Source organism: Leptospira fletcheri (genome assembly GCF_004769195.1).
GTDB classification, from domain to species: domain Bacteria; phylum Spirochaetota; class Leptospiria; order Leptospirales; family Leptospiraceae; genus Leptospira_B; species Leptospira_B fletcheri.
This window is the reverse complement of sequence record NZ_RQET01000004.1, coordinates 1,218,863-1,243,218: the sequence shown is the minus strand read 5'-3', so window position 1 is coordinate 1,243,218 and position 24,356 is coordinate 1,218,863. Positions and strand designations below refer to the sequence as shown.

The following is a 24,356-nucleotide window of genomic DNA, read 5'->3' as shown; positions in this document are numbered from 1 at the left end:
TCGGAAAGGATTTTCGACATAGATAAAAACAGGTGAAGTGACTAGATGATCGTAACAGGATTCGAACTTCGGGAAAGATTAAACGCCGAATCCTCTTCGGAAGTGTACAAGGCGGTACGCAAAGAAGATGGAAAATTCATAATTATAAAATTTCTCCCCTTACTAGACGAACTACATCCGTCGGTCGTGAACCTGAGGAACGAATACGAAATTCTCAGGACTCTGAACGGAGGAAAATTCGTTCGCGCGATCAATTTTGAAAAACTTCCCGACGGGTATGCGCTATTCATGGACTTCATGCCCGGAGGGGTTTTAAAACAGCATATCGTTCAAAATCCTCTCCCTTTGCAGGAGTTCTTCTCCGTCGCGGTTCAACTAGCCGAACGCTTGGGTGATATACATACCAAAAAGATCATCCATAAGGATATCAAACCCGAAAACATAATCTATAATAGGGAAGAAAACGAAGTGCGGGTCATCGACTTCGGGATCTCCACCCGGTTGACCAAGGAGGAAACCTCCTGGTCCTCCCCCAACATACTGGAAGGATCCATACAATACGTTTCTCCGGAACAAACGGGAAGAATGAACCGCTCGGTCGATTATAGGAGCGATTTTTATTCCTTAGGAGTCACGTTCTACGAAATGCTTACCGGGACTCTTCCGTTCGAGGGAGAGGATCTTCTGCAATTGGTCCATTCGCACATGGCAAAGAACCCGGCGCCTCCGAAAAAGCTAAGGCCGGAAATACCGAACGTACTTTCCGATATCGTAATGAAGATGTTGGCCAAAACCGCCGAAGACCGTTACCAGACGGCGAAAGGTCTGCAGGGCGACTTGGAAAAAGCATATTCTCTCTGGAAAGAAAATTCGGACTTTCCCGATTTTCCTCTGGCGCAAAACGACTATTCCCAGGAGTTCAAGGTACCTCAGAAACTTTACGGAAGAGAAGAATATATAAAAGCGTTGTTAGGCGAATTCAAGGAAGTCGCCGCCGACGGAAAAACCAAAATGGTTCTGATCGCAGGCTATTCCGGAGTCGGAAAATCCTCCTTGGTCCGGGAAATCAACAAACCTCTCACCGAGTCCAAAGGCTATTTCATAACGGGGAAATTCGACCAATACAATCGGAACCTTCCTTTTTCAGCCGTCATACAGGTCTTTTCCAGCTTGATCGAATTGGTATTGACGGAACCTCCCGAGAGAATAGAAGCTTGGCGGTCCAAAATACGCAAAGCCCTCGGCGCCAACGGAAAAGTGATCACGGACGTGATCCCCGAATTGGAAATCATCATCGGAAAACAGGAACCGATTCCCGAATTAGGACCCCAGGAGAACGCGAACCGTTTTTACGTCGTATTTCAGAATTTTATAAAAGTATTCGCGGCGTCGGAACATCCTCTTGCGATTTTTCTCGACGACATGCAATGGGCGGATACCGGTTCTCTGGAATTGCTCAAAAATCTCATGGAAGACGTAACGGTAAGTTATCTTTTCCTAATGCTTGCGTATCGGGACAACGAAGTGGACGCTTCCCATCCGTTCCGAACGCTCGTCGATACCTTAAGCAAGGAAGGTTTGGACCCGCATAAAATCGAGTTGCATCCGTTGCTGTTAAAGGACGTCAACGAACTCCTTTCCGAAAGCCTGAGACGCGGGCCGGAAGAAACCAAAGAACTTGCAGAGATCGTCCATTCCAAAACCGGAGGAAATCCTTTTTTCATCGGGGAACTACTCAAGCAATTGTCCCGAGAAGAGATGGTCTATTTCGATGCAGGTTCCGGAAGACCGGGCGAAGGCCGCTGGAAATGGAATCTCGCCAAGATTCGGAATACGAAAATTTCGGATAATGTAGTCGAGTTACTCATCGATCGTATTCGCAAATTGGCGCCTGAAATACAGGAGACCCTGAGGATGGCGGCTAGCATCGGAAGCAACTTCGATCTATCCTTGTTGGCGCGCATTCTGGGAAAAACCTTCAAAGAAACCTCGATGTCATTACAGGAATGTATCAACGAGGAATTGATCGTTCCGGTGGGCGAAAATTATAGGATCGCGGAATCCTTTTTGGAAACCGCGGCAAACAAGGAAAAAAACGAGCAAACGGCAAAGACCGTCCTTTTCCGTTTCCAGCACGACAGGGTCCAGCAAGCCGCGTACGAGATCATCGACGAGGAAAAGAAAAAGCGGATCCGTCTCGGTATCGGAAGATTGCTTTTGCAAGGAACCGAAGGGAAGCATCTGGAAGACATCGTCTTCGACGTTGCGAATCACTTGAACACCGGCTCATCCCTCATCGAAGATTCGTCCGAAAAAAAACGACTCGCAGAATTGAACCTGTTGGCGGGGCGAAAAGCCAAAAATTCCACCGCTTACCAACCCGCTTTGGTTTATATAGAAAAAGGAAGAGATCTGCTCTTCACGCTTCCCGAAGGTACAAAAGGGGACGACGTTCTTTGGTCCGTCTTTTACGACCTCTGCTATTCCGTTCACAAGGAACTCGCCGAAATTCTTTATCTCACGGGGAACTTCGAAGACTCTCAAAAGATCATAGATGTGTTATTGAAATACGGAAAAACTTCGGTAGAACAAGCCGAAGCGTACAATATGCTCATCATCCAGTATTCCGCCTTGGGTAAGTTCGATCTCGCCCTGCCTACGATCGTAAAAGCGCTCAAACCCCTAGGCGTAAATATTCCGGAAACCGATTTCGGACTGGTCCTGACCCAGGAAATGGAGATCGCGAACGGAGCTTTGGAAGGCAAAACGGTGGATTCCTTACTGGATCTTCCTCTGATGCAGCAACCGGAACACATCATGGCGGTAAACCTTCTGATCGGCGCGATTCCAACCGCGTATAATTTCGCCCTCGCGCTGTTTCCTGTGATATGCGTAAAGATGGTGAATCTCTTTCTGAAACACGGAAACCTTTCCGATCCTTACGGTTATTCCTCCTACGGGGTCGTACTGGCCTCGGGATACCAAGAATACAGAAAAGGATTCGAATTCGCCGAACTCGCGGTCAAGGTCAGCGAAAAACACAAAAACCCGAGCGGAACCACTAAAGCCGCGAATATCCTGGCTAACTACACGACCCCGTTCGTGAAACACCTGAAATTTTCCGAAGACATTAACCAAAAGGGAATACAATCCAGCCTCGAATCCGGGGAATTTCTTCACGGTGGATATTGCGCCATGAACGACGCGGTCAACATCGTTCTGCAATCCCAAAATATCGAATCTGCCGCGTCGAAAGTGGACGCTCTTTTAAAATTTTCTAGAAAGGTGAAAAACAATCTAGCGATCGATACCGTTCTCGCTTCCGCCTTGGTTCTCTCGAACTTGAGAGGAAAGACGGCTTCCCATCTGGAATTTTCCACGGAAGAAATGGACGAGACTCAGTTCGTAGAACTATGCAACGCTCACCAAAGTCCTTTTCCGATCTGCCTCTTTAAGATCATGAAATCGAGGGTTTTACTTACCTATGGGGAATTCGCTGCCGCTCTTAAGGAGTTGGACGAGGCCGAAGGACTTCTGGGTTATATCTCGGGACAAATCTCCGTGGAGGAGCATGCGTATCTTCACGCGTTAGCTATGGCGGCGAGCTTTAAGTCCTCTTCCCAGGCCCAAAAAACGAAATTCCTGGAAAAGATCAAACAGAACCTAACGAAGCTGAAACTACTTTCGGAAAACTCGCCGGAAAATTTCGAGCATAAATACCTTCTGGTGGACGCGGAACTCTCCCGCCTCGAATACAAGAACTGGAAAGCGGCAAAAACCTACGAGCAGGCTGTACAGCTCGCCGCCAAAAACGAGTACTCCAACGATGAAGCCCTAGGGTGCGAATTGGCGGCTAGGTTCTGGTTGGCAAAAGGCAGCGCAAAAATCGCGGCCCAGTACATTAGCGAATCCTATTATAGATACGGAAAATGGGGTGCTCTGAAAAAGCAGGAGATACTCCGTGTGGAACATCCCGAATTCGTAAGAGAGAAAAGCAGAGGTACGTTCCGCACTGCCTACACTCTCGGAACGATCGGGACTCATACTGCCTCCGCGACGGAAGTATATACCGGACAAACCCTCGATTTCCAATCCATACTCAAGAGTTCGAACGTGATTTCCGGGGAGATCAAGCTGGAAGCTCTTCTTGATAAGCTCATGCAGATCTCCATCGAAAACGTGGGCGCTCAAAAAGGAATTCTGATCCTCAAACGCGACGGAAAACTTTCGATAGAGGCGGAAGGAAATATTTGGAGCGAGGAAATCCACGTACTCCAAGGAATTCCCGTTCAAGAGAGTTCGAATCTACCGATCAGCATCATCTACTACGTGGAAAGGACAAAAGAGGATCTCGTACTGAAAAACGCTCACTCCGACGAGAAATTCAATAAGGATCCTTATATCCGTGAACAGAAGACTAAATCCGTGCTCTGCTCCCCCATTATCAAGCAGGGGGAACTGATCGGAATTCTCTATCTCGAAAACAATCTTTCGGAGGCGGCCTTTACCTCGGACCGGTTGCAAACCATCTCCATCCTTTCCTCACAGGCGGCGATTTCCATCGATAACGCCTTGTTGTATGCGAATCTCGAAGACAAGGTGGCAGAAAGAACCAAGGAATTGGCCCGTGCAAACGATGATCTGGCCCTTAAGAACCAGCACATTACGGATAGCATTACGTATTCTTTAAATATCCAACAAGCCATCCTACCGGCCGACGAGCTTCTCGGCAAGACTCTGGCGGAACACTTCGTCGTTTTCCGACCGAAGGATATCGTCTCCGGAGATTTTTATTGGTTTTACAAACAGGAAGAAGCGGTCTTTCTCGCGGCCGTCGATTGCACGGGTCACGGAGTGCCGGGTGCTCTCATGTCCATGATCGGAAACACCCTTCTAAACCAAATCGTGACCGAAGCCGGAATTTCGGATCCGGCTTTGATTTTAGAATCTTTGCACGAGAAAGTTCGACAAGCCCTAAAACAGGACAGAGAACAAACGAATTCGGGAGACGGAATGGATATCTGCTTACTCAAAATTGAAAAAGGAAATTTATTCTTTGCCGGAGCTAAACGTCCTATTTTTATAGGAAAAGGGGGCATCTTGTCGGAAATCAAAGGGGATAGAGCCTCCATCGGCGGAAGGCAGACAGAAGAAACGAGAAAATTTACCACGCATTCCATCCCGCTAGAGCCGGAAGTCCGTACAAGTGTTTATCTGACAACTGACGGCTTTATGGATCAGCCCAATCCGAATCGCGAAAAGATCGGCACCAAAGGATTTTTGAATTTCCTGGGGACCATAGAACACCTCCCCTGCACGGAACAAAAGGAAAGATTGGAATCCTTTTTATCGGCTCATCAAAACGGAGAAGCGCAGAGAGACGACATCACGCTAGTCGGGTTAGTCTTGAACGGACGGTAGGAGAAGTTTCTGAAAAAGGAAGATGCTAATGATGGACAACGAGCTCTTAAATCTATTCAAATCCTACAAAGAAGCGGGCGAGTACGACTTACTCGTCAGTTTTAAAGGTAGACTTTCGCAGGAAGTTCTCACGGAATTGGGATCCTTGATCCGAACTTCCTTGAGTGCAGAAGTCAAAATTAAGAAAATCTTTGCGGTTTTTATCGAACTTGCACAGAATATGCTGCATTATTCTTCCGAGCGCCGCACAAATGAAGAAATGAAGGAAGCCGGAGTAGGTATTCTTGCCGTCAGGGAAAATTCGATTGGCTATCAAATCGCGTCGGGCAATCTAGTCCAGAATGAGAAGCTAGACTTTCTCTCTGAAAGGATCCAAAGAATCAACTCGATGAATAAGGACGAATTAAAGTCCTTTTATCAGCAGCAGCTAAGAGCGGAACGACCTGACGACAGCAAGGGCTCGGGAGTTGGCTTGATAGATATCGCTCGCAAATCGGACGGACCGCTCGTGTTTCATTTCGATACTGTGGACGATAACAATTCTTTCTTCACGATTTCTGCATTCTTTACTAAGGAAAACTAAGAATGGAATCCTTACACATACAGCAGACTAAAACCTCGCCGGAAGTCATCCTAGATTCGTCCAAGGGCGACGCGGAAATCATCGGGGAATCCTACCCGGAAAACGCAATGGCATTTTACAAGCCTGTATTTGAATGGTTGAAAGCCATGCAGTCCGACGGGAAACGGATCCGACTGAAGTTTCAGATGGATTATTTCAACACGAGTTCCTCGAAGGTGATCATGGACATTTTGGACAATCTACAAAAATTCCATGAAAAAGGCGGTAAGGTCGAAGTGGAATGGTTGTATAAAGAAGACGATGAGGACATGCAGGAGACCGGTGCCGAATTTTCCTCGGACTTGAGCATTCCGTTTCAAATGAAATCTTACAAATGAATTCCGCGCACCGATTCAGTACGCGGATTCCGGAGATTTAGCTGAGCGCCCGGATGACTTCCTCCGGCGCCTGAACCAATTCGATCAGCACTCCCTCTCCGCAAAGCGGGGATTCTTCGTTTCCCTTCGGATGAATAAAGGTAACATCGTGTCCCCCGGCGCCTTTCCGGATTCCTCCCGGGGTAAATCGGACTCCTTTCGAAGAAAGCCATTCCACAGCCTTATGAATATCGTCTACCCAGAGACCGATATGATTCAATTTCGGATCATGTACTTTCGGACTTTTCGTCGGATCCACCGGTTCCATGATATCCACTTCCACCGCATAAGCCCCTTTACCCATTCTAAGAATATCTTCGTTCACATTTTCTTTTTCGCTGCGGTAAGTTCCCACATTTTCCAAACCTAGGACATCCACCCAAAAGTTCCTCAGCTTGTCCTTGCTCTCGCCCCCGACTGCCACCTGCTGGATTCCTAGAATCTTAAACGGTCTCATAATAAACCTTCGTATTTTTTTTCCAACTTCTCCCTTAGAAAGGGAAAGGCAATTCATTCCCCGAAACGAAAGACCGCTTCCGACGGGAAATGATCGCTGGCCTCGGCCGCGTCCCCTTTCCGAAAGACGCCGTACTTGGTTTTGACCAATCCTCTCGAATAGAAAATATAATCTATGGTCCGGTCCGGCTTCGCGATGGCCGGGTCGTTCGGATAATAGGTAAAGAATTTCTCCTTTTCGGGACCGTTCAATTCCTCCTTCGTAACTACGGAAGACCAACGATCAAAGAGTGGCTTGATTTCCTGATCATCCCCGTAATAAAACGCTCCATTCGGATGCAAGGTTTTCCGATCGAAATCCGGGGGGAGAAGATTGAAATCTCCCGCTAAAATCCAAACCGACTTCTCTCCGTCCAGCTTCCGCAACAGATCCGAAAGGAACTTCACCTGTTTTTGCATCGTGTCAGTTCCCATCGAGAACGCATCCAAATGGGTGTTTAAAACGGAGAACTTTCGCCCCCCCGATACGGAAAGATCCGCCTTCAGTACGGCCCGCTTCAACTGGAACTGACGACTGATAGGATCCGCTTCGGCCAGAGGCAACTGATAACGCACCGCCGAAGCGATTTTATATTTACTCAAAATGACCAGCTTCATTCCGGCCGATCCTAGAACTTTGGGGTGAGGCACGAATCCCGCTTTCCAATAAAACGCTTCCGTCCTGCACGGATAAAAATCCGAAAGTAATGGAACCAATCTCTCCGATTGGTTTTCCCCGCGAGTCCTTTTGGCCCCGTCGTCCACTTCCTGTAGGAGTACCAGGTCCGGATCCGTTTCCAGGATTACGTTAGCGACCTTTTTCAAAGTGTTTTCCACTTCTTCGGAAGTTGTCACGGTGTCCGGACCGGATTCGTCGGGAACGTCGTACCAAAAGACTTTTTTCTTACCGGCAAAATATTGCACGTTCCAAGAAAGCACTTTCAATTCCTCGTTTCCCGGCATCTCGAGCGCGTCGGATTTGCATACCACATCCGCGTTTTCGGTTTGCTTCGGATGAAAGGTGGAAAAATAAATCGCCGCCAACAATAGAGAGAATGCGACCAGCACGATATACAGGATGTTCTTTAAAATTTTCAAGACTCCTCCTAAGATCCGTTTTCATCCGGAGTTCCGCTTCGTTCGGCGAAGCATCCTTTTGTAAACACGCTCGGGGTTTCGTCCACAATTTTCGATCCGGATTTTACGGAGGAAGGAATCGGAAAGACTTTCCCTTTTTAGGGGGCTCCGGCAGCATGGAATCGATCGCATGTATCGTTCCTTTTTTATCCCGTTTCTTTTCCTGGTTTTCGGTGGATTCGCTGTATCCCTCCAGGCGGAGGAAGTGGAATTACAGGTCATTCTCAAGAACGGTACCAAAGGAGGAGAAGGTTCGGCGGAAAAGGTCCGTGCCTTTGCGCTGGAAAAGCAGATGATCCCGCTTTCCGTCGGAGAGATCGGTCCCGTAAGAGGAAGTTTCCGCTTACCGAAAGTGGAAGCGCCGAACGGACTTCCTATTCTTTTACAGGTCACTTACGGCGGAGTGAATTACAATAAGATCGTTCCTCCGGTTCCGATGATGCGCGCACAACCCCAGGAAATCACCGTCTATGAAAAGACCCAGGACCGATCCGCGATTAAGACCAAGTCCTTACTACAGATCACCCGATCCAAGGATGCTTTGATCGCATTCAAAGTATTCATTCTCCATAATAATTCCATTCCTCCCCGCAGTTTTCAGAACGACGCGGATCCTATAGAGATTTTCGTCCCATCCGAGGCTACGGATGTTTCCGCTCAATTGACCCAAGGCGCCGGAATGGGAATCCCGCTCCAGCTCCGTCCCGGAAAACAGGGATGGATTCTGGATCGCCCCATTCTGCCGGGAACTTCCCAATTGTACGTTTCCTATTCCATCCCGGCCAACAATTTAGCCTCCGTGACGTTTAAAGACAAACTTCTCTTCGAAAAGAACGACGGGGAACGGGTCGTTTTTGCCAAGCCGAAAGATATGGAACTCTCTTTTGTGGGAGCGAAGAATCTCAAAAAGTTGGAGGCGGACGTCCCGGAGGACGTAAAGGCCTACTCGGTAGCCTATTCCGCTCCTCGCCAGGAAGTGACCATATCCGTGAGCGGAGGAAAAGCGGTGGAATCGTTTTCTTCCGATCAGGAACGAAATATAGAGAACGGAAAGATTTTCGTTTCGGCGGAAAAAACCCTCCTGGGAGTCGTTGCGGTTCTAGGACTTTTATTCACACTTTCCTTTCTGTTCGCTTATCGAAAACTCCCCTAAATCATCGCTCTTTTTTCATCCGATCTCCTTGACTTACAAATTAGTTTGATATAAAATTAAATTTTCCCAATTCTTTCGGAGGTCGGAAAAATGAAAAACTCATATTCCGGAAAAATCATCGACGCTTGGGCGCAGCCCGCCCTGGTCTCTATGTTCCAAAAATTGCCCGAAGTATCCTATCTTTTCAAGAGGTCCGGTTCGGGAAAATACGCGCGCACCAACCTTTCACCGGAAGAAACCGTCGAGCTGATGGACCGGTCGGGAATCGACAAGCTTTTGTTGCGCGCCTGGTGCAGACCGGGCGAATGGGTCTGCACCAACGATCAAATCTTCGAATACACGAATCTGTTTCCGGACCGCTTTGTCGGTATCGCGTCCGTAGACCTACACAAACCGGTGCAGGCGGTAAAAGAATTAAGGAGAGCGATCCGGGATCTGAATTTCAAAGGATTATTCCTTTTGCCTTGGCTTTGGGAACTTCCGCCGAATCATAAATATTATTACCCGCTTTACGTGGAGTGCATCGAGCTCGGGATCCCTTTTTGTACGCAGGTGGGTCAGACCGGACCGCTCAAGCCCTCCGAACCGGGACGACCCGTACCCTACCTAGACGAGGTCGCATTGACTTTTCCGGAATTGGTGATCGTCGGAGGTCATATGGGATTTCCCTGGATAGACGAAATGATTGGAGTCTGTATGAAGCACGAAAACGTGTACATAGACACCTCGGCTTATCTTCCCTCCCATTATCCGAATCAGTTGTTGGAGTATATGAAGACTAGCGGCAGAAGCAAGGTGCTTTTCGGTACGAATTTTCCGCATCTGGAATTTAAGAAATGCACGTCCCAGCTCGGAAATCTGGACCTGCCCGATTCTTCTCTGAAACGTTTCCTTTTTTCAAACGCGCAGAGAGTCTTTCGTCTATAACCGGACGTTCTTGGCGCTTTTAGCGTTTGCTTGAACGCTTCTTTTTCGGGGCAGCAGACTTAATTTTTTTTTTGACCGGCTTTTTCAGGAACGAGTGAATCCACGAATTCCTTGATATCTTTCAGGACGTTTTCCTTTTCTGGAGAGGTTTCATTCATGATTTCATGATATAGATTCGGATAGGTTTTAATCCTCTTGTTCTTATAGACAAGATGGTTATAAAATTCCAAACTTCCTGCGGGATCCGCGATCCGATCCGCTAACCCGTGAAGGATCAATATGGGAGTCCTCAGGATCGGAGCCTTTTTATTGGCGATCTCACCCTGTTGGAACAGCTCGTATCCCATGGAGAAGGAGACTTTGCCGTGTACCAGAGGATCCTCGGCATAAGCTTTGACCACCTCCGGATCGTGACTCAATAGGTTGATATCCAGATTTGCGTCCAAGGTGGTGGCAGGAGAAATTTTACGTAAGAAACCGGCGGCGGCAATCTGGATTTTCTGGAAGGCGTTTGCCGGAATTTTCAGTGCGGGGGCCGAGGCGACGACCGCATAGAGATAGTCCTGGTTGATTCCCTCTAAAGCGTACCGAATGACGACGGCTCCTCCCATGGAGTGTCCTAAAAGTAGAATCTTATCTTTCTTTTCCCGACGACGGACTTCCTGAACCAAATCGGCCAAATCGTCTACAAACAGCTCGAACGTATCCGCGTGTCCGCGCTTTCCTTCCGACTTACCGTGTCCTCGCATATCCAAAGCGTAGAAACTGATATCGCTGTCTTTAAAATAGTTTAATAAGTTGTTATAACGACCGCTATGTTCTCCGAAACCGTGATTAAAAACCATGACTCGGTTGGCATCAGGCTTGATCCAGGCTTGGCAGTATAGCTTAGTATTATCGCGTGAGGATTGGATAGTAAATTCTTTGTGCTGATAAGCCATGGAAGAAGACTCCGGGGTTGGAAAGGATTCCGATCGAAGCTATCGAAACTTTCCGGACGGGTCAAGTCTTTATTACGTACGGTCAGATTTGCTGCTTCGGAACTTGATTCTTCGTATCCGAACCGTAACTAGACCCGCTGCCGGAAAGTATTCGTTGACGGTTCCTTCGGGCCATGGTACAGAATCCAGGCCGCAAAGAAAAGAACCCACGGCCAAACCCATGAATGGAGAGATCCGGATGTCCCTACCACCTTCCGAGAAAAGTAAACTTCGCTATTTTGGACTGCAAGAACTCGCGGACCGGGGAGGAAATGCCGTCCTGGCTTTCTGGATGATTCTCGGAATGGCTTTCTTTTTATTCGCCGACCAGAATCTGATTTCTCCCAACTTGCGGAACATAGCTCGGTCCTTCGGAATCTCGAACCAGAAGGAAATCGACTGGAAGATGGGTGGGGAAATCCCGATTTTTTTCTTCGTACTTGGCGGCTTGGTTTCCGTAAACATGGGGTACCTGACCCAAAGGTATTCCCGGAAAGTTCTGGTTGTCTCGACCGTGTTGTTGGGAGAAATCCCCTGCCTACTTTCCGGCTTGGCTCGTACTTACGAGGAATTCTTACTCCTCAGAACTTTGACCGGATTCGGTTTGGGTGGGAGTTTTCCTCTCCTCTTTTCGATCTTAGGGGATTATTTTACGGACAAATCCCGTTCCACTGCCTCAGGCTATCTTTCTTTAGCCATGGGCTTAGGTGTGGGCGTAGGCCAACTCGTGGGAGGGATTCTCGGAGAAAGCGATCCGGAAAACGGATGGAGACTCAGCTTCGTCTATATGGCGACGCCTTCTTTTTTGTTCATGGCCGTTTATGCTTTGTTTTGCGAAGTTCCCCGTAGAGGCGGATCGGAAAAGGAATTTATGCAAACCGACAATTCCTCCGAATCGGATGTTCGTTTAACATGGCAGGATATAAAAATTCTTTTTGCCAACAAAACGAATATAGGAATTTTTCTGCAAGGAATTCCGGGTTGCGTTCCGTGGGGAGTGTTCTTCACCTTTCTGGCCGACTACTACGAACACGATTACGGGATCCCCAAAGCGAGCGCCGCAGGGTTGGTGACCTTTGCCGCCATCGGTATCTTTGCAGGCACATTCTTCGGCGGAGTCATCGGTCAAAAGTTGTACAATAGAAATAAGAGTTCCATGCCGATCTTCTGTGCGGTGATGGTACTTATCGGGACCGCGCCTAGCATCTATCTATTGCACGCGGGACGCGAGGCTCTGAACCCTAGTTTCTTATGGATCAATGTGGCAACCGGCTTCATCATTTCCGTAACCGGCCCGAACGTACGTGCCTTGATCATGAACGTCAATCCTCCGAAAAATCGCGCCGCGATGTTTTCCCTCTATAATCTGACGGACGACCTAGGCAAAGGTCTCGGCCCGGCCATGGCCGCGATCATTTTGGGGTTCGTTGCGGACCGGAGTACCGCTTTCACGATAGCCGTTCTATTTTGGATCCCTTGTTCTCTACTCTGGAGCATCATCCTTTCGAATTTCCGGAAGGACGAGGAAAGCGTACATAGAATTCTGACGGAAGAAGCGCGAAAAAAAGGAAGGACTTCCTGAAGTGAAGCAAGAAACTCCGAACGTTTTTTTATTCGATATAGAAGGAACAACCACACCCATCGAATTCGTCCACAAAGTTCTCTTTCCTTACTCCGACTCCAAGTTTCTGTCTTTCTTCCGGGAACAATTCCCGGAAGAAAAGCGATTCGAAGAATTCAAAACCGCATCGGAAAAGGAAACCGAGTTCGACGGGCCGCTGGAGAAAACTCCGGAAAGTCTTTCGAGATTCTGCTCCTATCTGGTATCCAAGGACCGAAAGTTAGGGGCGTTGAAGGAGACGCAGGGAAAAATTTGGAAACGCGGCTACGAATCGGGAGAATTGAAGAGTACGATTTTCTCCGATGTACCTAGTTTCCTCGGCAAAATCAGGAATTCCGGAAAGTCGGCTGCCGTCTATTCCTCCGGAAGCGTGGAGGCCCAGGTGCTCATTTTTCGCTATTGCGAAGCGGGGGACCTGACCCCTTACTTCCGTTCCTACTTCGATACGGAAGTGGGAGGAAAGCGGGAACCGGAAAGCTACCTTAGAATTGCGGACAGGTTAGGAGTTTCCCCTAACGAAATCGTCTTCTTCACGGACATAAAAGAGGAGGCCGAAGCCGCAATCTCCGTCGGAATCCGCCCCTTTTTAATGGAAAGACCCGGAAATGTACCCCAAGGTCCGCACTCATTTCCGACTTTGAGGACTTTCGACGACGTTCCGCCGGATTTTCTCGGAACTTAATACTGAAGAGATCCGCTCCGCCTACCGAAATTCGTACTATGACTCCGTTCCGAGCCTTTCCGATCGTCTTGTCCCTTTTTCTCGCCTTCGGAACAATCCAATCCAAAGAAGTGATTTACGCCTTTCGCGATCCGGGAATGCCGAAAAGTTCCAAACAGGACGACAAACTCAGAAAAGAAAAGATGGTTCTGATCGGAGAAACGATGATGTTCGATAAGGTAAAACCCATCGAATACGAAGGGCAGTACAAGAACCTGGAACTAGGTTACGATATCCGCCCGGACATCGTGACGGTGAAAGTACATTACGATCCGGGAATCCGTCCCGGACAGGTCCTATATCTCATCGAAAAAGACTTCGATCACGAAACCTTTAAGGACGGAAACATCGTAGGACAAATCGAAGTGAAATCCGTGTTTCAAACCGCATTCATCGGAAAGCAATTACGAGGGATCGGCTATCTGGGAATCGCGAAAGAAAAGGTTCTTTCCGTAGCCTATCCCTTGTCTTCGGAACAGACAGGCCCAGCTTTAGTGGAACGGAAAAAAGGGGATTATCATTACGCGAGAAACGAAATCCCGGAGGCGATCCAGGCATACCGCAAATCGATCCGCTTGGACCCGTCTGCCCCTACGGCACATTATCGATTAGGAATATTGTATTTAAACGAATCCCCGGATCCCCAAGGCGTAGCAACCTGTTCCGGAATTTTACCTATGAGCGCCGGAGCGGAATTCGCGTCCGCATGGAAGAAAAGAGGAAGATTTGAATCGGACCAAGATATGATCCGGTTTGCGAGGGAATACGTGTCCTTTTTGAACTGCAAATCGGAACAATCTCCGAGCTTCCTCAAAGGGAGCGGAATTCCCGAAGAACTTTACCGGGCGGAGGAAGTCGCCCGATCCGGATTTCAGGTTTCCCGTTCCGATTACGAACTTTTAGTAAGAAGTGCCGAAACCTTTTATAAATTTTACCTCGCCTACTCGCCCAAAAAAGTACAGCAAAGAACCGGATCTTCTCCGGAAGAATCGGCTCAGTTACGGAACAAGCAGGACAAATCCTGGGAAATCGCCGAGCGATTGTTGAAGGAAGCCCGTACGGATAACGAGACGGATTATCGGATCCATAGAATTACCGCCCTATTGAACGCAAAACGCTTTCTGGAGATTTCAGGCGGAATCAATTCCACCACCATTGCCCCCGAAGCAGCATTCTTCCGGAAGAAAGCTTTGAGCGCAATCCAGTCCTACAAGCAGTACAAACCTAAGAACGTTCCCGGAGATCCGGACATTCTAACCATGGAAAAAGATTTAGGAGGAGACTAGGCCTTAATCCTCCTCTTCCGGCAGAAGCGCTTCTATAAAATAAGCGATGAATTCCAATTTACCTGTCATGCCGGATTTTTTGTAGATAGAAAAGGATTGGTTCTCTATCGTTCGAACGCTTTTTTGCAGATTCGCCGCGATCTGCTGGTTGGAAAAACCTCTTAACATCAGCTTTGCAATCTCCTCCTCGGAGGGAGAAAGTCCCCAAGCAAAAAATTGCAATTTGATCGAGCGCCAAAACTCCTCTCCCATCTTCTTTCCGCCGGGAACGCTCAAACGATTCTTATAAGCCCGAAGATTTTCCTCCGCCTCCTTGATCCGTAGCTTCGCCTTCTTAAGTTCCAAAAACAAACCGATCAAAACGAGTAACCCGACCGAGGCTAACAAAATCTCGACGGATTCGGAGCGAATCGGATCCAAGGAACGAAAAGCGAAGATCTCGTGGAAGGAAAACAACTCCGCAAAGACCCACATAAGAAAGAAAACAATATAAACGAAAACAAAAAGGATTCTAAAATTACCGATATTTAATACTCGCATTCCCTTCGTCGCAAATGGCGAAAATCGCCGAATCAAAATGTCTTACCGAAGAAACGTCCGGAGAATACCGGACCGGTTTAAGTCGATTCGATTTGCGGAGGGGGCAAGGATAACAACGCGGAGAGCAGCATCGGAGAAAGAAGGAGGGAATCCGTCCTTTCCTTATAATACAGGAACGATTTGGGTGAAAAGAATTCGAATCCGAAGATCGGAAGGGATTTGTCGCGGAACTCGCCTTTTGTTTGGACTTCGAAATAAGACCCGGTAAATAGCCCTTCGTGCCCTCGGACATTATGCCTTGCACTCTTGAGCTGGATCGCGTCTCGACCGACTCCCGTATAATTTCCGTTCCAGATATCGATACTATCAATGACGGCGTCCATTCCCACGGAATAAAGTAGAACAGCGAATATGAAAGCGCGAAGAAACCGAAATCCGTTCTTCTTTTTGCTTTCCACGATGGGAATGATCGATCGCATAAACGAGACTAAGTGTAGAAGCCGAGGAATCCTTAAGTCAATTCTTAAAAGAGAATCGTTCCGACTTTTTCCGATCAATAACTTTACGATTTCCTACAAAAAGAAACCTTAGTCTATCGTTCTCGTTTCTTTTCTTCGAAAATCTTTCCTTTATTTCCGATTTGGAATGAGTAGTTACCACATTGGTGGCTTCTACTCATTGACATGCGTTTCGTATCCGATACAATCATTTTGTATGATGATCATAAGCGACGGTAAGTGGGTTAAGGATTATTACGACGATAACGAACTGCATTTTTACCGGAAGAGAAAATCCATATTCAAAAAAAAGACGAAATTCCAGGAAGTCGAATTGGTGGAATTGCCTGCGATAGGGGAAGTTCTGATCATAGACGAAGAACTACAATCCGCCAAAATGGACGAGCACATCTACCATGAGACCTTAGTCCATCCTGCCATGATCTCTAACGAGAATCCGAAAAAGGTTCTGATACTCGGCGGCGGAGAAGGCGCTACATTGCGGGAAGTCTTGAAATACCAGTCCGTGGAGCTGGCGGTGATGGTGGACATAGACGCAGAGTTAGTCGAGTTCTTTCATCATAATATGCCCCATTGGCATTTGGGAGCTTTTGACGATCCCAGAACGGAATTAGCTCTGATCGACGGAAAAGAGTACCTGGAGAAGACATCGCATCAGTTCGATGTGATCATCATCGACCTTACCTCCGGATTCACCGAAAGGATGCAGGAGGAATTCGAACCGATCCTGAACCTCTACTCGAAGGAATTTTACGCTCTTTGCAAATCCAAACTCGCTCCGAACGGAATCGTCGCTGTCCAGGCCTTCGAGCTCACTCCCTTGGATTGGTCGGAACACGCGGTTCTTTATAGAACCATGTCCAGCGCCTTTTCCCGGGTGACCAGCTATTCTACGTTTATACCTTCCTTTTATACGAACTGGGGATTTCTCATCGCTTCGAATCGAAAAGACGCCGCCGAACTGAGTCCTGAGGAAATGGAACAGAGGATTCAGACACGGGACTTAACGAATAAACTCAAATCCTTTAGCGGACAAAATTTCCTCGGAATGAAAAGCATGCCTAAGGATCTGCAAGCGAACCTCCAAAGACCCGGAACGGTGATAGAAGACAACAAACCGATCAAAGTATATCCCAAAGAGGATCATAACCAATAGATCCGAAACCGCTCGAATACCTCCTACTCCGATTTCCGGTTTGAAACCGCCGGAAATCCGCCTTCCCTTACATCCCAAATAGCTGAAAAAAACCGTTTCCGGCGGATCGAAATCCTTTCGCACGGTCCGATTTTTCGATTTTTTTATAACTTAGGTATTTACCTAAGTTATATTTCATGATATACTTAGTCAAATGCCTAACCAAAGTACGCGTCTCGATAACCTTTTCCATGCGTTGTCGGATCCGACCAGGCGCTCCGTATTGGAACGTCTAAGCACGGGTCCGGCCTCCGTCGGAGAATTGGCAAGGCCCTTCAACATGGCCCTTCCCTCTCTGATGCAGCATTTGGACGTCTTGGAAAGCTGCGTTTTGGTCAGATCTCGGAAAGTAGGTCGCGTACGGACGTACGAACTCGCCGGTAAATCCCTATACGCGGGAGAACGCTGGTTCGTGCGCCAAAGAACCCTATGGGAGAAACGACTGAATCAACTTGACGGTTACTTGATGGATTTAAAGGAGAAACAGAATGACGGCACATGATTATTTTCAGCCCGATAAGAACAAAGATTTAGTCTTCGAACGAGTGATAGACGTTCCGAGAGAACTGGTATGGAACGCTTGGACCGATCCGAAACATGTCGTAAAATGGTTCACCCCGGCCCCTTGGAGAACGGTGGATTGCGAGATCGATTTAACGCCGGGCGGAATTTTCAGGACAGTGATGCGGTCACCGGAAGGACAGGATTTCCCGAACATAGGTTGCTATTTGGAAATCGTGAAAAACGAAAAGTTAATCTGGACGGATATGCTTCAGCCGGGATATAGCCCTTCGACGAACGGTTTTTTTACTGCCGTTCTCACACTGGAAAAGCTGCCTCAAGGAACCAAATACAAGGTTCTGGCGCGCCATAAAGACGAGGAAGCCCGAAAGAAGCACGAGGACATGGGTTTTCACGACGGCTGGGGAAAGGCTTTAGACCAGCTCGTGGAACTTTGCAAAACGACCCTAAAGGTTTAAATCTCCAATCGGAGAAAAGGTCGTCTAGAATCCGAGGATTTAAGACGACCTTCATCCGATTCTTTACGGGACTTCCCGCTTATCAACGATCCGATGATACGGATGGAATCATTTTTTAGATTTACTTTTCTTTAATGTTCCGGAGGACCTATGGTTCGTTTTGACGGAGCGACTACTCGTCTTTGTATCTGGACTATACTCGCTGCCTTCCCCTAACGCTTCCGGGTGAAGGTATAATGGGCCGTCCGAAGTCGAAAAAGGATTCGCTTGTTTCTCTTCCCTTCCTCTCATCACTAGGATGTATAAGCTCGGCATAACCGTTAGCACCAGAAATAAAGCCGATGTCAGCCCTCCCACCATCACAGTAGCCAGTGGCCTTTGGACATCGGATCCCACCCCGGTTGCCATAGTTGCCGGAATCAGGCCTAAGAGAGCCAAAAGCATGGTCATCAAACGAGGACGCAACTGACTCACTGCGGAAGCGGTCGCCGCGTCCATCACGTTCATCTTTGGAACCCCGGCCACTTGGCCGTGCAGATAGTGATTCGCTTTGGAAACGAAAAGGATCCCCGCCATAGTGGCGATTCCGAAAAGGGAAATGAATCCAACTCCGGCGGAAACGTTGAAATAATACCCCCGAATCAAAAGCGCGTAGATCCCTCCGATCAAGGAAAGTGGGATACAGGAAAGTGCTACGAATACGGAACGGAGATCTCTATAAAGAAGGTACAACAGGCCAAAAATAATCCCAATCGTTAAGGGAATTACGATCGCCAACTGCTTTCCGACCCGGGCAAGGTTTTCGTATTGGCCGCCATATTTCACCTCGTAACCTTCAGGGAATTTCACTTCCTTCTGGACCCTTTTCTGAAGCTCGGCGACGAAACCTCCTTGGTCCCTTCCCCGGACGTTCAGACGCACCGTCACCGTCCTCTTACCGTCCTGACGGAAGATCATCGTGGGGGAATCCTCTTGGGTGATATCGGACAATTCGGAGAGCGGGATTCTTTCTCCATTGGGAGAAATGATCGGGATTCGGGCGATTTCCCTTGCGGACTCGCGGTAATCCTTGGCAAAACGGGCCACGATTCCGAACAAGGCACGTTCTTTCGGAGGACTGTCCATGGGTCCTTCGTACAGATAACTGATGGGCTCCATCCCTACCGCAGCCTCTATCACTTGTTGGATATCGTTCACGTTGATTCCGTATCTGGCCGCAACGTCCCGCTTGAGGCGGATCACGAGCTGAGGCGCTGGTCCTTCCTGCTCGATTCCGTACTCGCTAGCGCCTTTCATTTCGGATACGATCTTCAGAATTTGATCCGCCAAATCCCGCATGATTCTCATATCATGTCCGGATACGAAGACGGCCAAGTCCGCGATGGTTCCCATGATGGCTTCCGAAAGGTTGTCCATGATCGGCTGGGAGAAACTGACTCTGACCCCCGGCAAGCCCTCTTCGAGCTCGTTCCGCATTCGGATCAGTAGCTGTTCCTTCGTGATCTTTTCCTTCCACATTTTATAGTCTTTTAATCCGACGTAAACTTCCAACCTGTTCGGAGGTAGGGGATCGGTACCGTCGTCGTTCCTTCCGTACTGGGAAAGAATCGTGTCGATCATCTCGTTTTTATAAATGATCTTTCTGACCTTAGGAATGAACTTTTTCGCCTCGGGTAAGGAGATACCTACCGGGAAGTACAACCTTAGAGTGAAGCCTCCCTCGTCAAGAGAAGGTAGGAATTCCGTTCCGAGACTCATAAAACCGACGACCAAAAGTCCGCCTACCGTGGTGAACGCGATGGCTACGACCCGTTTGGATCTCACGACTAGAAAATGTACGACTTTTTCGTACGTGGTTTCGATCCAATGATAGATCGGATTGTGCCATTCGATCGGGCCGGGATTCTTCGATTCGAAATACGTTCTATAGAAGTACGACATCAGAACCGGAACGATGGTCATAGTGAACAACAAGGCGCCGAAAATCGCGAAAGAAAGCGTAAAGGCCATGGGCTTGAACAGCCTTCCTTCAATCCTTTCGAAGGAGAAAATCGGAAGATAAGCGAGTATGATGATCAAAATGGCGAAGAGAATTTCCGTCGCAACCTCGGACGCGCAATCCATCGTAAACCGGATGATTCCCTTCTGCTTCTCCTGCTCGGTCGCATTCTTGTAACGACGCATGATGTTTTCCACCATAACCACGGCGCTATCCACCACGATTCCGAAGTCCACCGCTCCCAAGGACAATAAGCTCGCGGATATTCCGGAGGCATTCATCATCGTAAAGGAGAACAAAAGCGCGAACGGTATCGTCGCGACCACTACGATGGAAGCTCGAATGCTCCCGATAAAGAAAATCACGACTAAGCTGACTACGGCGATCCCTTCGAGCAGAGTAGTACCGACGGTTCTAAGCGTGTATTGGACCAGGTCTCCTCGGTCGTACGTCGTACGGAGACGGGTTCCGTGAGGCATGTATTTTTCGTTGATCTCCTGAACCTTTGCCCGGGTTCTTTCCAGGAAAGCGTTCGGTTCCACCCAACGTCTCATCGCCACGAGTCCTTGGACCGCGGAATCCACGTCGATCAGTCCTTCCTGATCGTTCTGAATCGTATAACCTAAAATACCGCTCGGTATGGGCGGCGCGACTTCCACTGTTCCGATATTCTTGATGAAAACGGGGACCCCGTTCAGGTTCTTCACTACGATATCTTCTATCTGGCTGATATCGCGGATGGCTCCCAAAGACCGGATCGGCAGGGACTGCTCCCCTTGTAATAGAAAGTTTCCTCCGGTGTTCAAGTTGTTGTTCTGGACCGCTTCGATCACGTCGGAGACGGTCGCTTGGTAACGGATCAGACTTTCCGGATTCATTACGATGTGGAATTGTTTCGGCAATCCTCCGAAGGTCACAACGTCGGCGATTCCGGAGATTTGGAGCATCTTAGGCATGACGATCCAGTCCTGGATACTACGCAACTCCATCGGGGTATGGGTCCCCGTCGTGGATTCGACTACGTATCGGTAAACTTCTCCCACGGGGGAACTCATAGGAGCCAGCGTAGGACTGACTTCTTCCGGAATCGTAGCATCCCGAACTTTTTCCATCAAACGCATCCTGGCGAAATAATCGTCCGTTCCCTCTTCGAATACGAATTGAAACACGACCAGTCCGTTGATGGTTCTGGACCTACGAACGATTACGTTCGGAGTGGAATGCAATACCCGTTCGATCGGCATCGTCACCCTTTCTTCGACCTCCAACGTCGCCTTACCGGGAAACTTGGCGACGAGACGAACCTGAGTGTCTGCGATATCCGAATAGGCCTCTTTCCGGATATCGATCCAGGACCAGATTCCAACAAGTAAAGCGGCGACTCCAGCCACCAACGCAATCAATCTATTATTAAGAGCAGCTTCGACAACGCTGTTTATGATCTTCATTTCGAATTACCAAACTATAAAAGGAATTTCTAAATACCGCAGAGTAAAAACGTCGCATTCCGACTTACGCCGGCCCGTGATCTTTCCCGTCCAAAAGATTCTTGATCGACGATACGGATGCGCCGGTCCGGCTTTGAATCAAAGAGCTGAAACCGCAATCGGAGGAGGTATGTTTAGAAGAAGAGAGGAAATAAGACGGGTATAGGAATAAGAGCTGAATAAAATGGGATAAAAATGACGAAAGGTTTCGAGCGAATCCGATGCGACCAGGACCTCGCAGAAATAATCCATAAAATCGAATCTGTTTCTGAAAGAAAAGGCAAAATGACGGGAATGTTCCGCCGATATCGACTCTACGGAATTACTTTTGGCGACCTCAGAATTCGCAGCAATAGGCGGTTCTCCCTGGTCCAGTCCGATCAGGGTCAAATCCGCGACTCCGTCCTGCTTCGTTGGACACAGGGTAATCGTTGCGAGCAGAACGATTATCACCCTCTGTAAAAAGATTCTTTGCACCATTTTCTACAATTTGAACAGGGCAAATCCGTGCAAGCCTTTTTCCGGCTAGATGAGGCGGTAGAGAAGGGACGAGTTCCCTGTCCAAGTGCGAGCCATCCTCTAAGGGAGGAGAATTTTGTTCCCATTGATCGGGACTTGCAATGCACCTCTCAAGTAATACTTTCATGTCTTCCTTAGGCGCCTTCAGCAGGAGGCAAATAACGTTATCCGTCGGTCAGGTAAATTCTAGACCTTTGGATATATAAAAGAATTAGAAAAAGGTCGAACACGCTCTCGTTGATAAACGAAGGTCTAGAGAAATTCTTAATTTCAACCGGAGTCTAAATTAGATTGTATGCAATAATTTTAAATTTTTGGAAAGTATCAGAGAACAAAAAGTCTAAGCTTTAGAGGTTGATGGTTCCACCGATAAAAAGAAACCGAGGAGGACCAAATGTCAAACCGACGACCGCTTGAAAAATATACACTCTTGATTCTGGTTTTTTTCGGAGTATTTGCCTGCCAGAACATCGCACTCCAGGCTCCGATATATAAATCGAGTTCCGCAAATTCCGCCGACAATCCGATTCAAAATCCCGCTCTCATGTACCTGATCGCCGATCAGGTAACGCTAACTCCGGACGAATGCACGAGCACTTACATTATGACGAATCTAGTCTGGCCGCTCCCCGCAAATTACGGAAGAATTTCTTCGAACACCCGTAATTATCAGACCCTCATCGGAATCGATTCTACGATAGACATCGCAAGTCAATATTCTAATTTTCTAAACCCTGAAACTACGTTTTCCGTAGCGGTGGGTGGAAATACCGCCTGTGACGCGATCACTCAGCTTAACTCGATCAAAACTCCGAATCCGCAAAACTTCGTCATTTCGAGCGCCGACGGAAACGGACTTTTACACGGAATACACGCCGACGATAGCGTCAAAACGATGATCAGGCTCGTATCGAAAATCCGTAACCGTTGGCCGAACGTGAAAATCGTAGTCGTAGGTGTACACCCTACGAGACTACAAGGGATCAATTCTGTTAAGGATTACACGAACTCGCAAATAGCGACGTATCTAAAATCGTTAACGCATACTTGTTATTATGATCCGATGCCTTTATTCGATGTGGGACCGGGAGAATCCGCTCCGGCGTCCTTAATGCTGGACTCCATACATTACAACAGGAACATCTCTTTTCAGATTAAGGAAAAACTGATGGAAAACTGCGAGATCCCCATCTGAGAGATATGTCCGCCTCGGGTACGAAAAACCCTGCGATCCTGAAGGAAAATATTCGAAAAAAGGAAAGTAGATATATGCCGCGCGGAAAGCGGCATATATGCGTTGGTCATCTTCGAAGACTTATACCTACGCTTTCTTCTTTTCCATCTTTTGCTGGGGAATGGCTTCTTCCTTTGAGCCGATCCGTTTAAAAGATTCGGAAAATTTGGAGCGAATATCCGTCCAATTTTTTTCGATGGTCGTATTCGTCTGGACGACGCTATCTACGATCTTTGTAGCTAAATCCCTGAGCCGGACGGAAGATTCGCTGCTGTCGGAAGCTCCTTTTGCGACCAACTCCTCGAATCTCTTGGTCATAGACGCTTTCGTCTTGTCCACCTCCGCCTGTCCTGTCCGAACGATTCCGATTCCCGCATTTACGAGTGTCATCATTTCAAGAGCCATTTCGATCCTCCGAATTTAAGATTCTGAGTTTATAATCCGTTTAGATAGAGTGGTCAATAAAATTTGATGACCGAACAAAAAATCGGAGATGAATTCAATTCATTTAACAAATCAAAGATAGCGTGAGTGTAACAAAAACGACTACAAAGCGTTCGAATGATTCCTTTCAATTCTGACGATTTATCAATGAATCTTATGCCTGAAACGAAGATATAACCGAAAAGTAAGGAAAATGTACGCATTTCTTGCGTTAGTTGGTACGGGAATGATCGGAATGAATCTTACGTAAAACCGTCGGATTTGCGTGAAGATCTAAATGGAAAATTCGGGACCGGGGCGTTCCAAAGCATCTTTCTTAGCCCCGAAGAATTAGAATAAAAATACATTCGCTCTAATCGAAAATAGATTCTCTGAAATTCGTTCCGTTTCCGATCGTTCCTGAAAAAAAAACCGAACGGAACTGTTTGATCCTTATTGTATGGAGGAGTTTCTTTTTCAAGTTTTCGGCTTCCTAGTGGGGATCCTGGCCTTCTTCGGCATGCATTACGGATTTACGGCTGCCGAAAGGCGCAGGCTGCAAAAAAAAGATATCGATCGGAAATAAAGCGACCGACTCGATCAAACCCAGGAATTCGCCGGAGAATTTTCCGATGAACCCGCTTTCGAATTATCTCTCACCGTTTGGTTTGTCCGGAATCCGAGCCGGATAAAGTTCTTCCCCGGCCGATTCCGAATAAAT

General features: G+C 47.8%; 20 protein-coding genes. 12 read left to right on the top strand and 8 right to left on the bottom strand.

Translation table 11 applies throughout. From position 1 onward, the window contains the following. Positions 1 to 45: 45 nt before the first annotated feature. From EHO60_RS09165 to EHO60_RS09155, 3 genes are read left to right on the top strand one after another with little or no spacing between them, the layout of a single operon-like run. Complete coding sequence (locus EHO60_RS09165; protein WP_135767802.1) at positions 46 to 5,421, top strand: AAA family ATPase; 5,376 nt, start codon at positions 46 to 48, stop codon at positions 5,419 to 5,421. 28 nt (positions 5,422 to 5,449) lie between these two features. Beyond that, entirely contained in the window at positions 5,450 to 6,004 is a 555-nt protein-coding gene (locus EHO60_RS09160; protein ID WP_135767801.1) for a SiaB family protein kinase, read from the top strand. A 2-nt stretch (positions 6,005 to 6,006) separates the two neighbouring features. Next, entirely contained in the window at positions 6,007 to 6,381 is a 375-nt protein-coding gene (locus EHO60_RS09155) for a DUF1987 domain-containing protein (RefSeq protein WP_135767800.1), read from the top strand. Between the two features lie 37 nt (positions 6,382 to 6,418). Here EHO60_RS09155 and EHO60_RS09150 read toward each other — a convergent pair whose 3' ends face one another. Together EHO60_RS09150 and EHO60_RS09145 are read right to left on the bottom strand one after the other, a co-directional pair. Continuing rightward, a complete protein-coding gene (locus EHO60_RS09150; protein WP_135767799.1) occupies positions 6,419 to 6,877 on the bottom strand; it encodes a VOC family protein in 459 nt (152 codons plus the stop codon). 53 nt (positions 6,878 to 6,930) lie between these two features. Then, positions 6,931 to 8,013, bottom strand: coding sequence for an endonuclease/exonuclease/phosphatase family protein (locus EHO60_RS09145; protein WP_135767798.1), 1,083 nt, complete (start codon positions 8,011 to 8,013; stop codon positions 6,931 to 6,933). Between the two features lie 169 nt (positions 8,014 to 8,182). Here EHO60_RS09145 and EHO60_RS09140 point away from each other — a divergent pair, with 169 nt between their 5' ends. Both EHO60_RS09140 and EHO60_RS09135 read left to right on the top strand, forming a co-directional pair. Then, entirely contained in the window at positions 8,183 to 9,205 is a 1,023-nt protein-coding gene (locus tag EHO60_RS09140; RefSeq protein ID WP_135767797.1) for a hypothetical protein, read from the top strand. Between the two features lie 90 nt (positions 9,206 to 9,295). Next, entirely contained in the window at positions 9,296 to 10,132 is an 837-nt protein-coding gene (locus EHO60_RS09135; RefSeq protein ID WP_135767796.1) for an amidohydrolase family protein, read from the top strand. 59 nt (positions 10,133 to 10,191) lie between these two features. On the opposite strand, the gene EHO60_RS09130 is transcribed toward EHO60_RS09135, so the two are convergent. After that, positions 10,192 to 11,073: an alpha/beta hydrolase gene (locus tag EHO60_RS09130; RefSeq protein WP_135767795.1), complete on the bottom strand. Its 882-nt coding sequence runs from the start codon at positions 11,071 to 11,073 to the stop codon at positions 10,192 to 10,194. 220 nt (positions 11,074 to 11,293) lie between these two features. Between EHO60_RS09130 and EHO60_RS09125 the strand changes: the two genes are divergently transcribed. The 3 genes from EHO60_RS09125 to EHO60_RS09115 are packed head-to-tail and all read left to right on the top strand — an operon-like array spanning position 11,294 to position 14,740. Next, entirely contained in the window at positions 11,294 to 12,694 is a 1,401-nt protein-coding gene (locus EHO60_RS09125) for an MFS transporter (RefSeq protein ID WP_210409348.1), read from the top strand. Position 12,695: 1 nt separating this feature from the next. Further along, positions 12,696 to 13,415 carry an acireductone synthase gene (mtnC, locus tag EHO60_RS09120; protein WP_135767794.1) on the top strand — a complete coding sequence of 240 codons (720 nt, stop codon included), beginning with the start codon at positions 12,696 to 12,698 and terminating at the stop codon, positions 13,413 to 13,415. A 38-nt stretch (positions 13,416 to 13,453) separates the two neighbouring features. Then, positions 13,454 to 14,740 carry a tetratricopeptide repeat protein gene (locus EHO60_RS09115; RefSeq protein ID WP_135767793.1) on the top strand — a complete coding sequence of 429 codons (1,287 nt, stop codon included), beginning with the start codon at positions 13,454 to 13,456 and terminating at the stop codon, positions 14,738 to 14,740. 3 nt (positions 14,741 to 14,743) lie between these two features. On the opposite strand, the gene EHO60_RS09110 is transcribed toward EHO60_RS09115, so the two are convergent. Both EHO60_RS09110 and EHO60_RS09105 read right to left on the bottom strand, forming a co-directional pair. Then, on the bottom strand, positions 14,744 to 15,280 hold the full coding sequence (locus EHO60_RS09110; protein ID WP_167880178.1) for a helix-turn-helix transcriptional regulator: 537 nt from the start codon (positions 15,278 to 15,280) through the stop codon (positions 14,744 to 14,746). Between the two features lie 77 nt (positions 15,281 to 15,357). Then, positions 15,358 to 15,759, bottom strand: a complete 402-nt coding sequence (locus EHO60_RS09105) for a hypothetical protein (protein WP_246028207.1) — start codon at positions 15,757 to 15,759, stop codon at positions 15,358 to 15,360. Between the two features lie 235 nt (positions 15,760 to 15,994). Between EHO60_RS09105 and EHO60_RS09100 the strand changes: the two genes are divergently transcribed. From EHO60_RS09100 to EHO60_RS09090, 3 genes are all read left to right on the top strand, one after another. Next, positions 15,995 to 16,954 carry a spermine/spermidine synthase domain-containing protein gene (locus EHO60_RS09100; RefSeq protein WP_246028206.1) on the top strand — a complete coding sequence of 320 codons (960 nt, stop codon included), beginning with the start codon at positions 15,995 to 15,997 and terminating at the stop codon, positions 16,952 to 16,954. A gap of 193 nt (positions 16,955 to 17,147) precedes the next feature. Then, positions 17,148 to 17,495 (top strand): ArsR/SmtB family transcription factor, encoded by a 348-nt coding sequence (locus EHO60_RS09095; RefSeq protein ID WP_135767792.1) that lies wholly within the window; start codon positions 17,148 to 17,150, stop codon positions 17,493 to 17,495. After that, entirely contained in the window at positions 17,482 to 17,973 is a 492-nt protein-coding gene (locus tag EHO60_RS09090; RefSeq protein ID WP_135767791.1) for an SRPBCC family protein, read from the top strand. The genes EHO60_RS09095 and EHO60_RS09090 overlap by 14 nt, the downstream gene beginning before the upstream one ends. Before the next feature lie 108 nt (positions 17,974 to 18,081). Here the strand turns inward: EHO60_RS09090 and EHO60_RS09085 are convergent, their stop codons facing one another. Next, positions 18,082 to 21,420, bottom strand: a complete 3,339-nt coding sequence (locus EHO60_RS09085; protein WP_135767790.1) for an efflux RND transporter permease subunit — start codon at positions 21,418 to 21,420, stop codon at positions 18,082 to 18,084. Between the two features lie 138 nt (positions 21,421 to 21,558). Next, a complete protein-coding gene (locus EHO60_RS09080) occupies positions 21,559 to 21,912 on the bottom strand; it encodes a hypothetical protein (protein ID WP_246028205.1) in 354 nt (117 codons plus the stop codon). Between the two features lie 460 nt (positions 21,913 to 22,372). Between EHO60_RS09080 and EHO60_RS09075 the strand changes: the two genes are divergently transcribed. Further along, positions 22,373 to 23,173, top strand: coding sequence for an SGNH/GDSL hydrolase family protein (locus EHO60_RS09075; protein ID WP_135767788.1), 801 nt, complete (start codon positions 22,373 to 22,375; stop codon positions 23,171 to 23,173). Between the two features lie 126 nt (positions 23,174 to 23,299). Here the strand turns inward: EHO60_RS09075 and EHO60_RS09070 are convergent, their stop codons facing one another. Continuing rightward, positions 23,300 to 23,617, bottom strand: a complete 318-nt coding sequence (locus EHO60_RS09070; protein ID WP_135767787.1) for a phasin-related domain-containing protein — start codon at positions 23,615 to 23,617, stop codon at positions 23,300 to 23,302. Positions 23,618 to 24,356: the final 739 nt, after the last annotated feature.

What these genes read in the sequence shown, in the direction of transcription:
- EHO60_RS09160 (WP_135767801.1), top strand. Translation starts at nt 5,450, where the DNA reads ATGATGGACAACGAGCTCTTAAATCTATTCAAATCCTACAAAGAAGCG.
- EHO60_RS09135 (WP_135767796.1), top strand. Translation starts at nt 9,296, where the DNA reads ATGAAAAACTCATATTCCGGAAAAATCATCGACGCTTGGGCGCAGCCC.
- EHO60_RS09150 (WP_135767799.1), bottom strand. Translation starts at nt 6,877, where the DNA reads ATGAGACCGTTTAAGATTCTAGGAATCCAGCAGGTGGCAGTCGGGGGC.
- EHO60_RS09140 (WP_135767797.1), top strand. Translation starts at nt 8,183, where the DNA reads ATGTATCGTTCCTTTTTTATCCCGTTTCTTTTCCTGGTTTTCGGTGGA.
- EHO60_RS09110 (WP_167880178.1), bottom strand. Translation starts at nt 15,280, where the DNA reads ATGCGAGTATTAAATATCGGTAATTTTAGAATCCTTTTTGTTTTCGTT.
- EHO60_RS09100 (WP_246028206.1), top strand. Translation starts at nt 15,995, where the DNA reads ATGATGATCATAAGCGACGGTAAGTGGGTTAAGGATTATTACGACGAT.
- EHO60_RS09105 (WP_246028207.1), bottom strand. Translation starts at nt 15,759, where the DNA reads ATGCGATCGATCATTCCCATCGTGGAAAGCAAAAAGAAGAACGGATTT.
- EHO60_RS09130 (WP_135767795.1), bottom strand. Translation starts at nt 11,073, where the DNA reads ATGGCTTATCAGCACAAAGAATTTACTATCCAATCCTCACGCGATAAT.
- EHO60_RS09165 (WP_135767802.1), top strand. Translation starts at nt 46, where the DNA reads ATGATCGTAACAGGATTCGAACTTCGGGAAAGATTAAACGCCGAATCC.
- EHO60_RS09090 (WP_135767791.1), top strand. Translation starts at nt 17,482, where the DNA reads ATGACGGCACATGATTATTTTCAGCCCGATAAGAACAAAGATTTAGTC.
- EHO60_RS09125 (WP_210409348.1), top strand. Translation starts at nt 11,294, where the DNA reads ATGAATGGAGAGATCCGGATGTCCCTACCACCTTCCGAGAAAAGTAAA.
- EHO60_RS09070 (WP_135767787.1), bottom strand. Translation starts at nt 23,617, where the DNA reads ATGGCTCTTGAAATGATGACACTCGTAAATGCGGGAATCGGAATCGTT.
- EHO60_RS09085 (WP_135767790.1), bottom strand. Translation starts at nt 21,420, where the DNA reads ATGAAGATCATAAACAGCGTTGTCGAAGCTGCTCTTAATAATAGATTG.
- EHO60_RS09155 (WP_135767800.1), top strand. Translation starts at nt 6,007, where the DNA reads ATGGAATCCTTACACATACAGCAGACTAAAACCTCGCCGGAAGTCATC.
- EHO60_RS09115 (WP_135767793.1), top strand. Translation starts at nt 13,454, where the DNA reads ATGACTCCGTTCCGAGCCTTTCCGATCGTCTTGTCCCTTTTTCTCGCC.
- EHO60_RS09075 (WP_135767788.1), top strand. Translation starts at nt 22,373, where the DNA reads ATGTCAAACCGACGACCGCTTGAAAAATATACACTCTTGATTCTGGTT.
- EHO60_RS09095 (WP_135767792.1), top strand. Translation starts at nt 17,148, where the DNA reads ATGCCTAACCAAAGTACGCGTCTCGATAACCTTTTCCATGCGTTGTCG.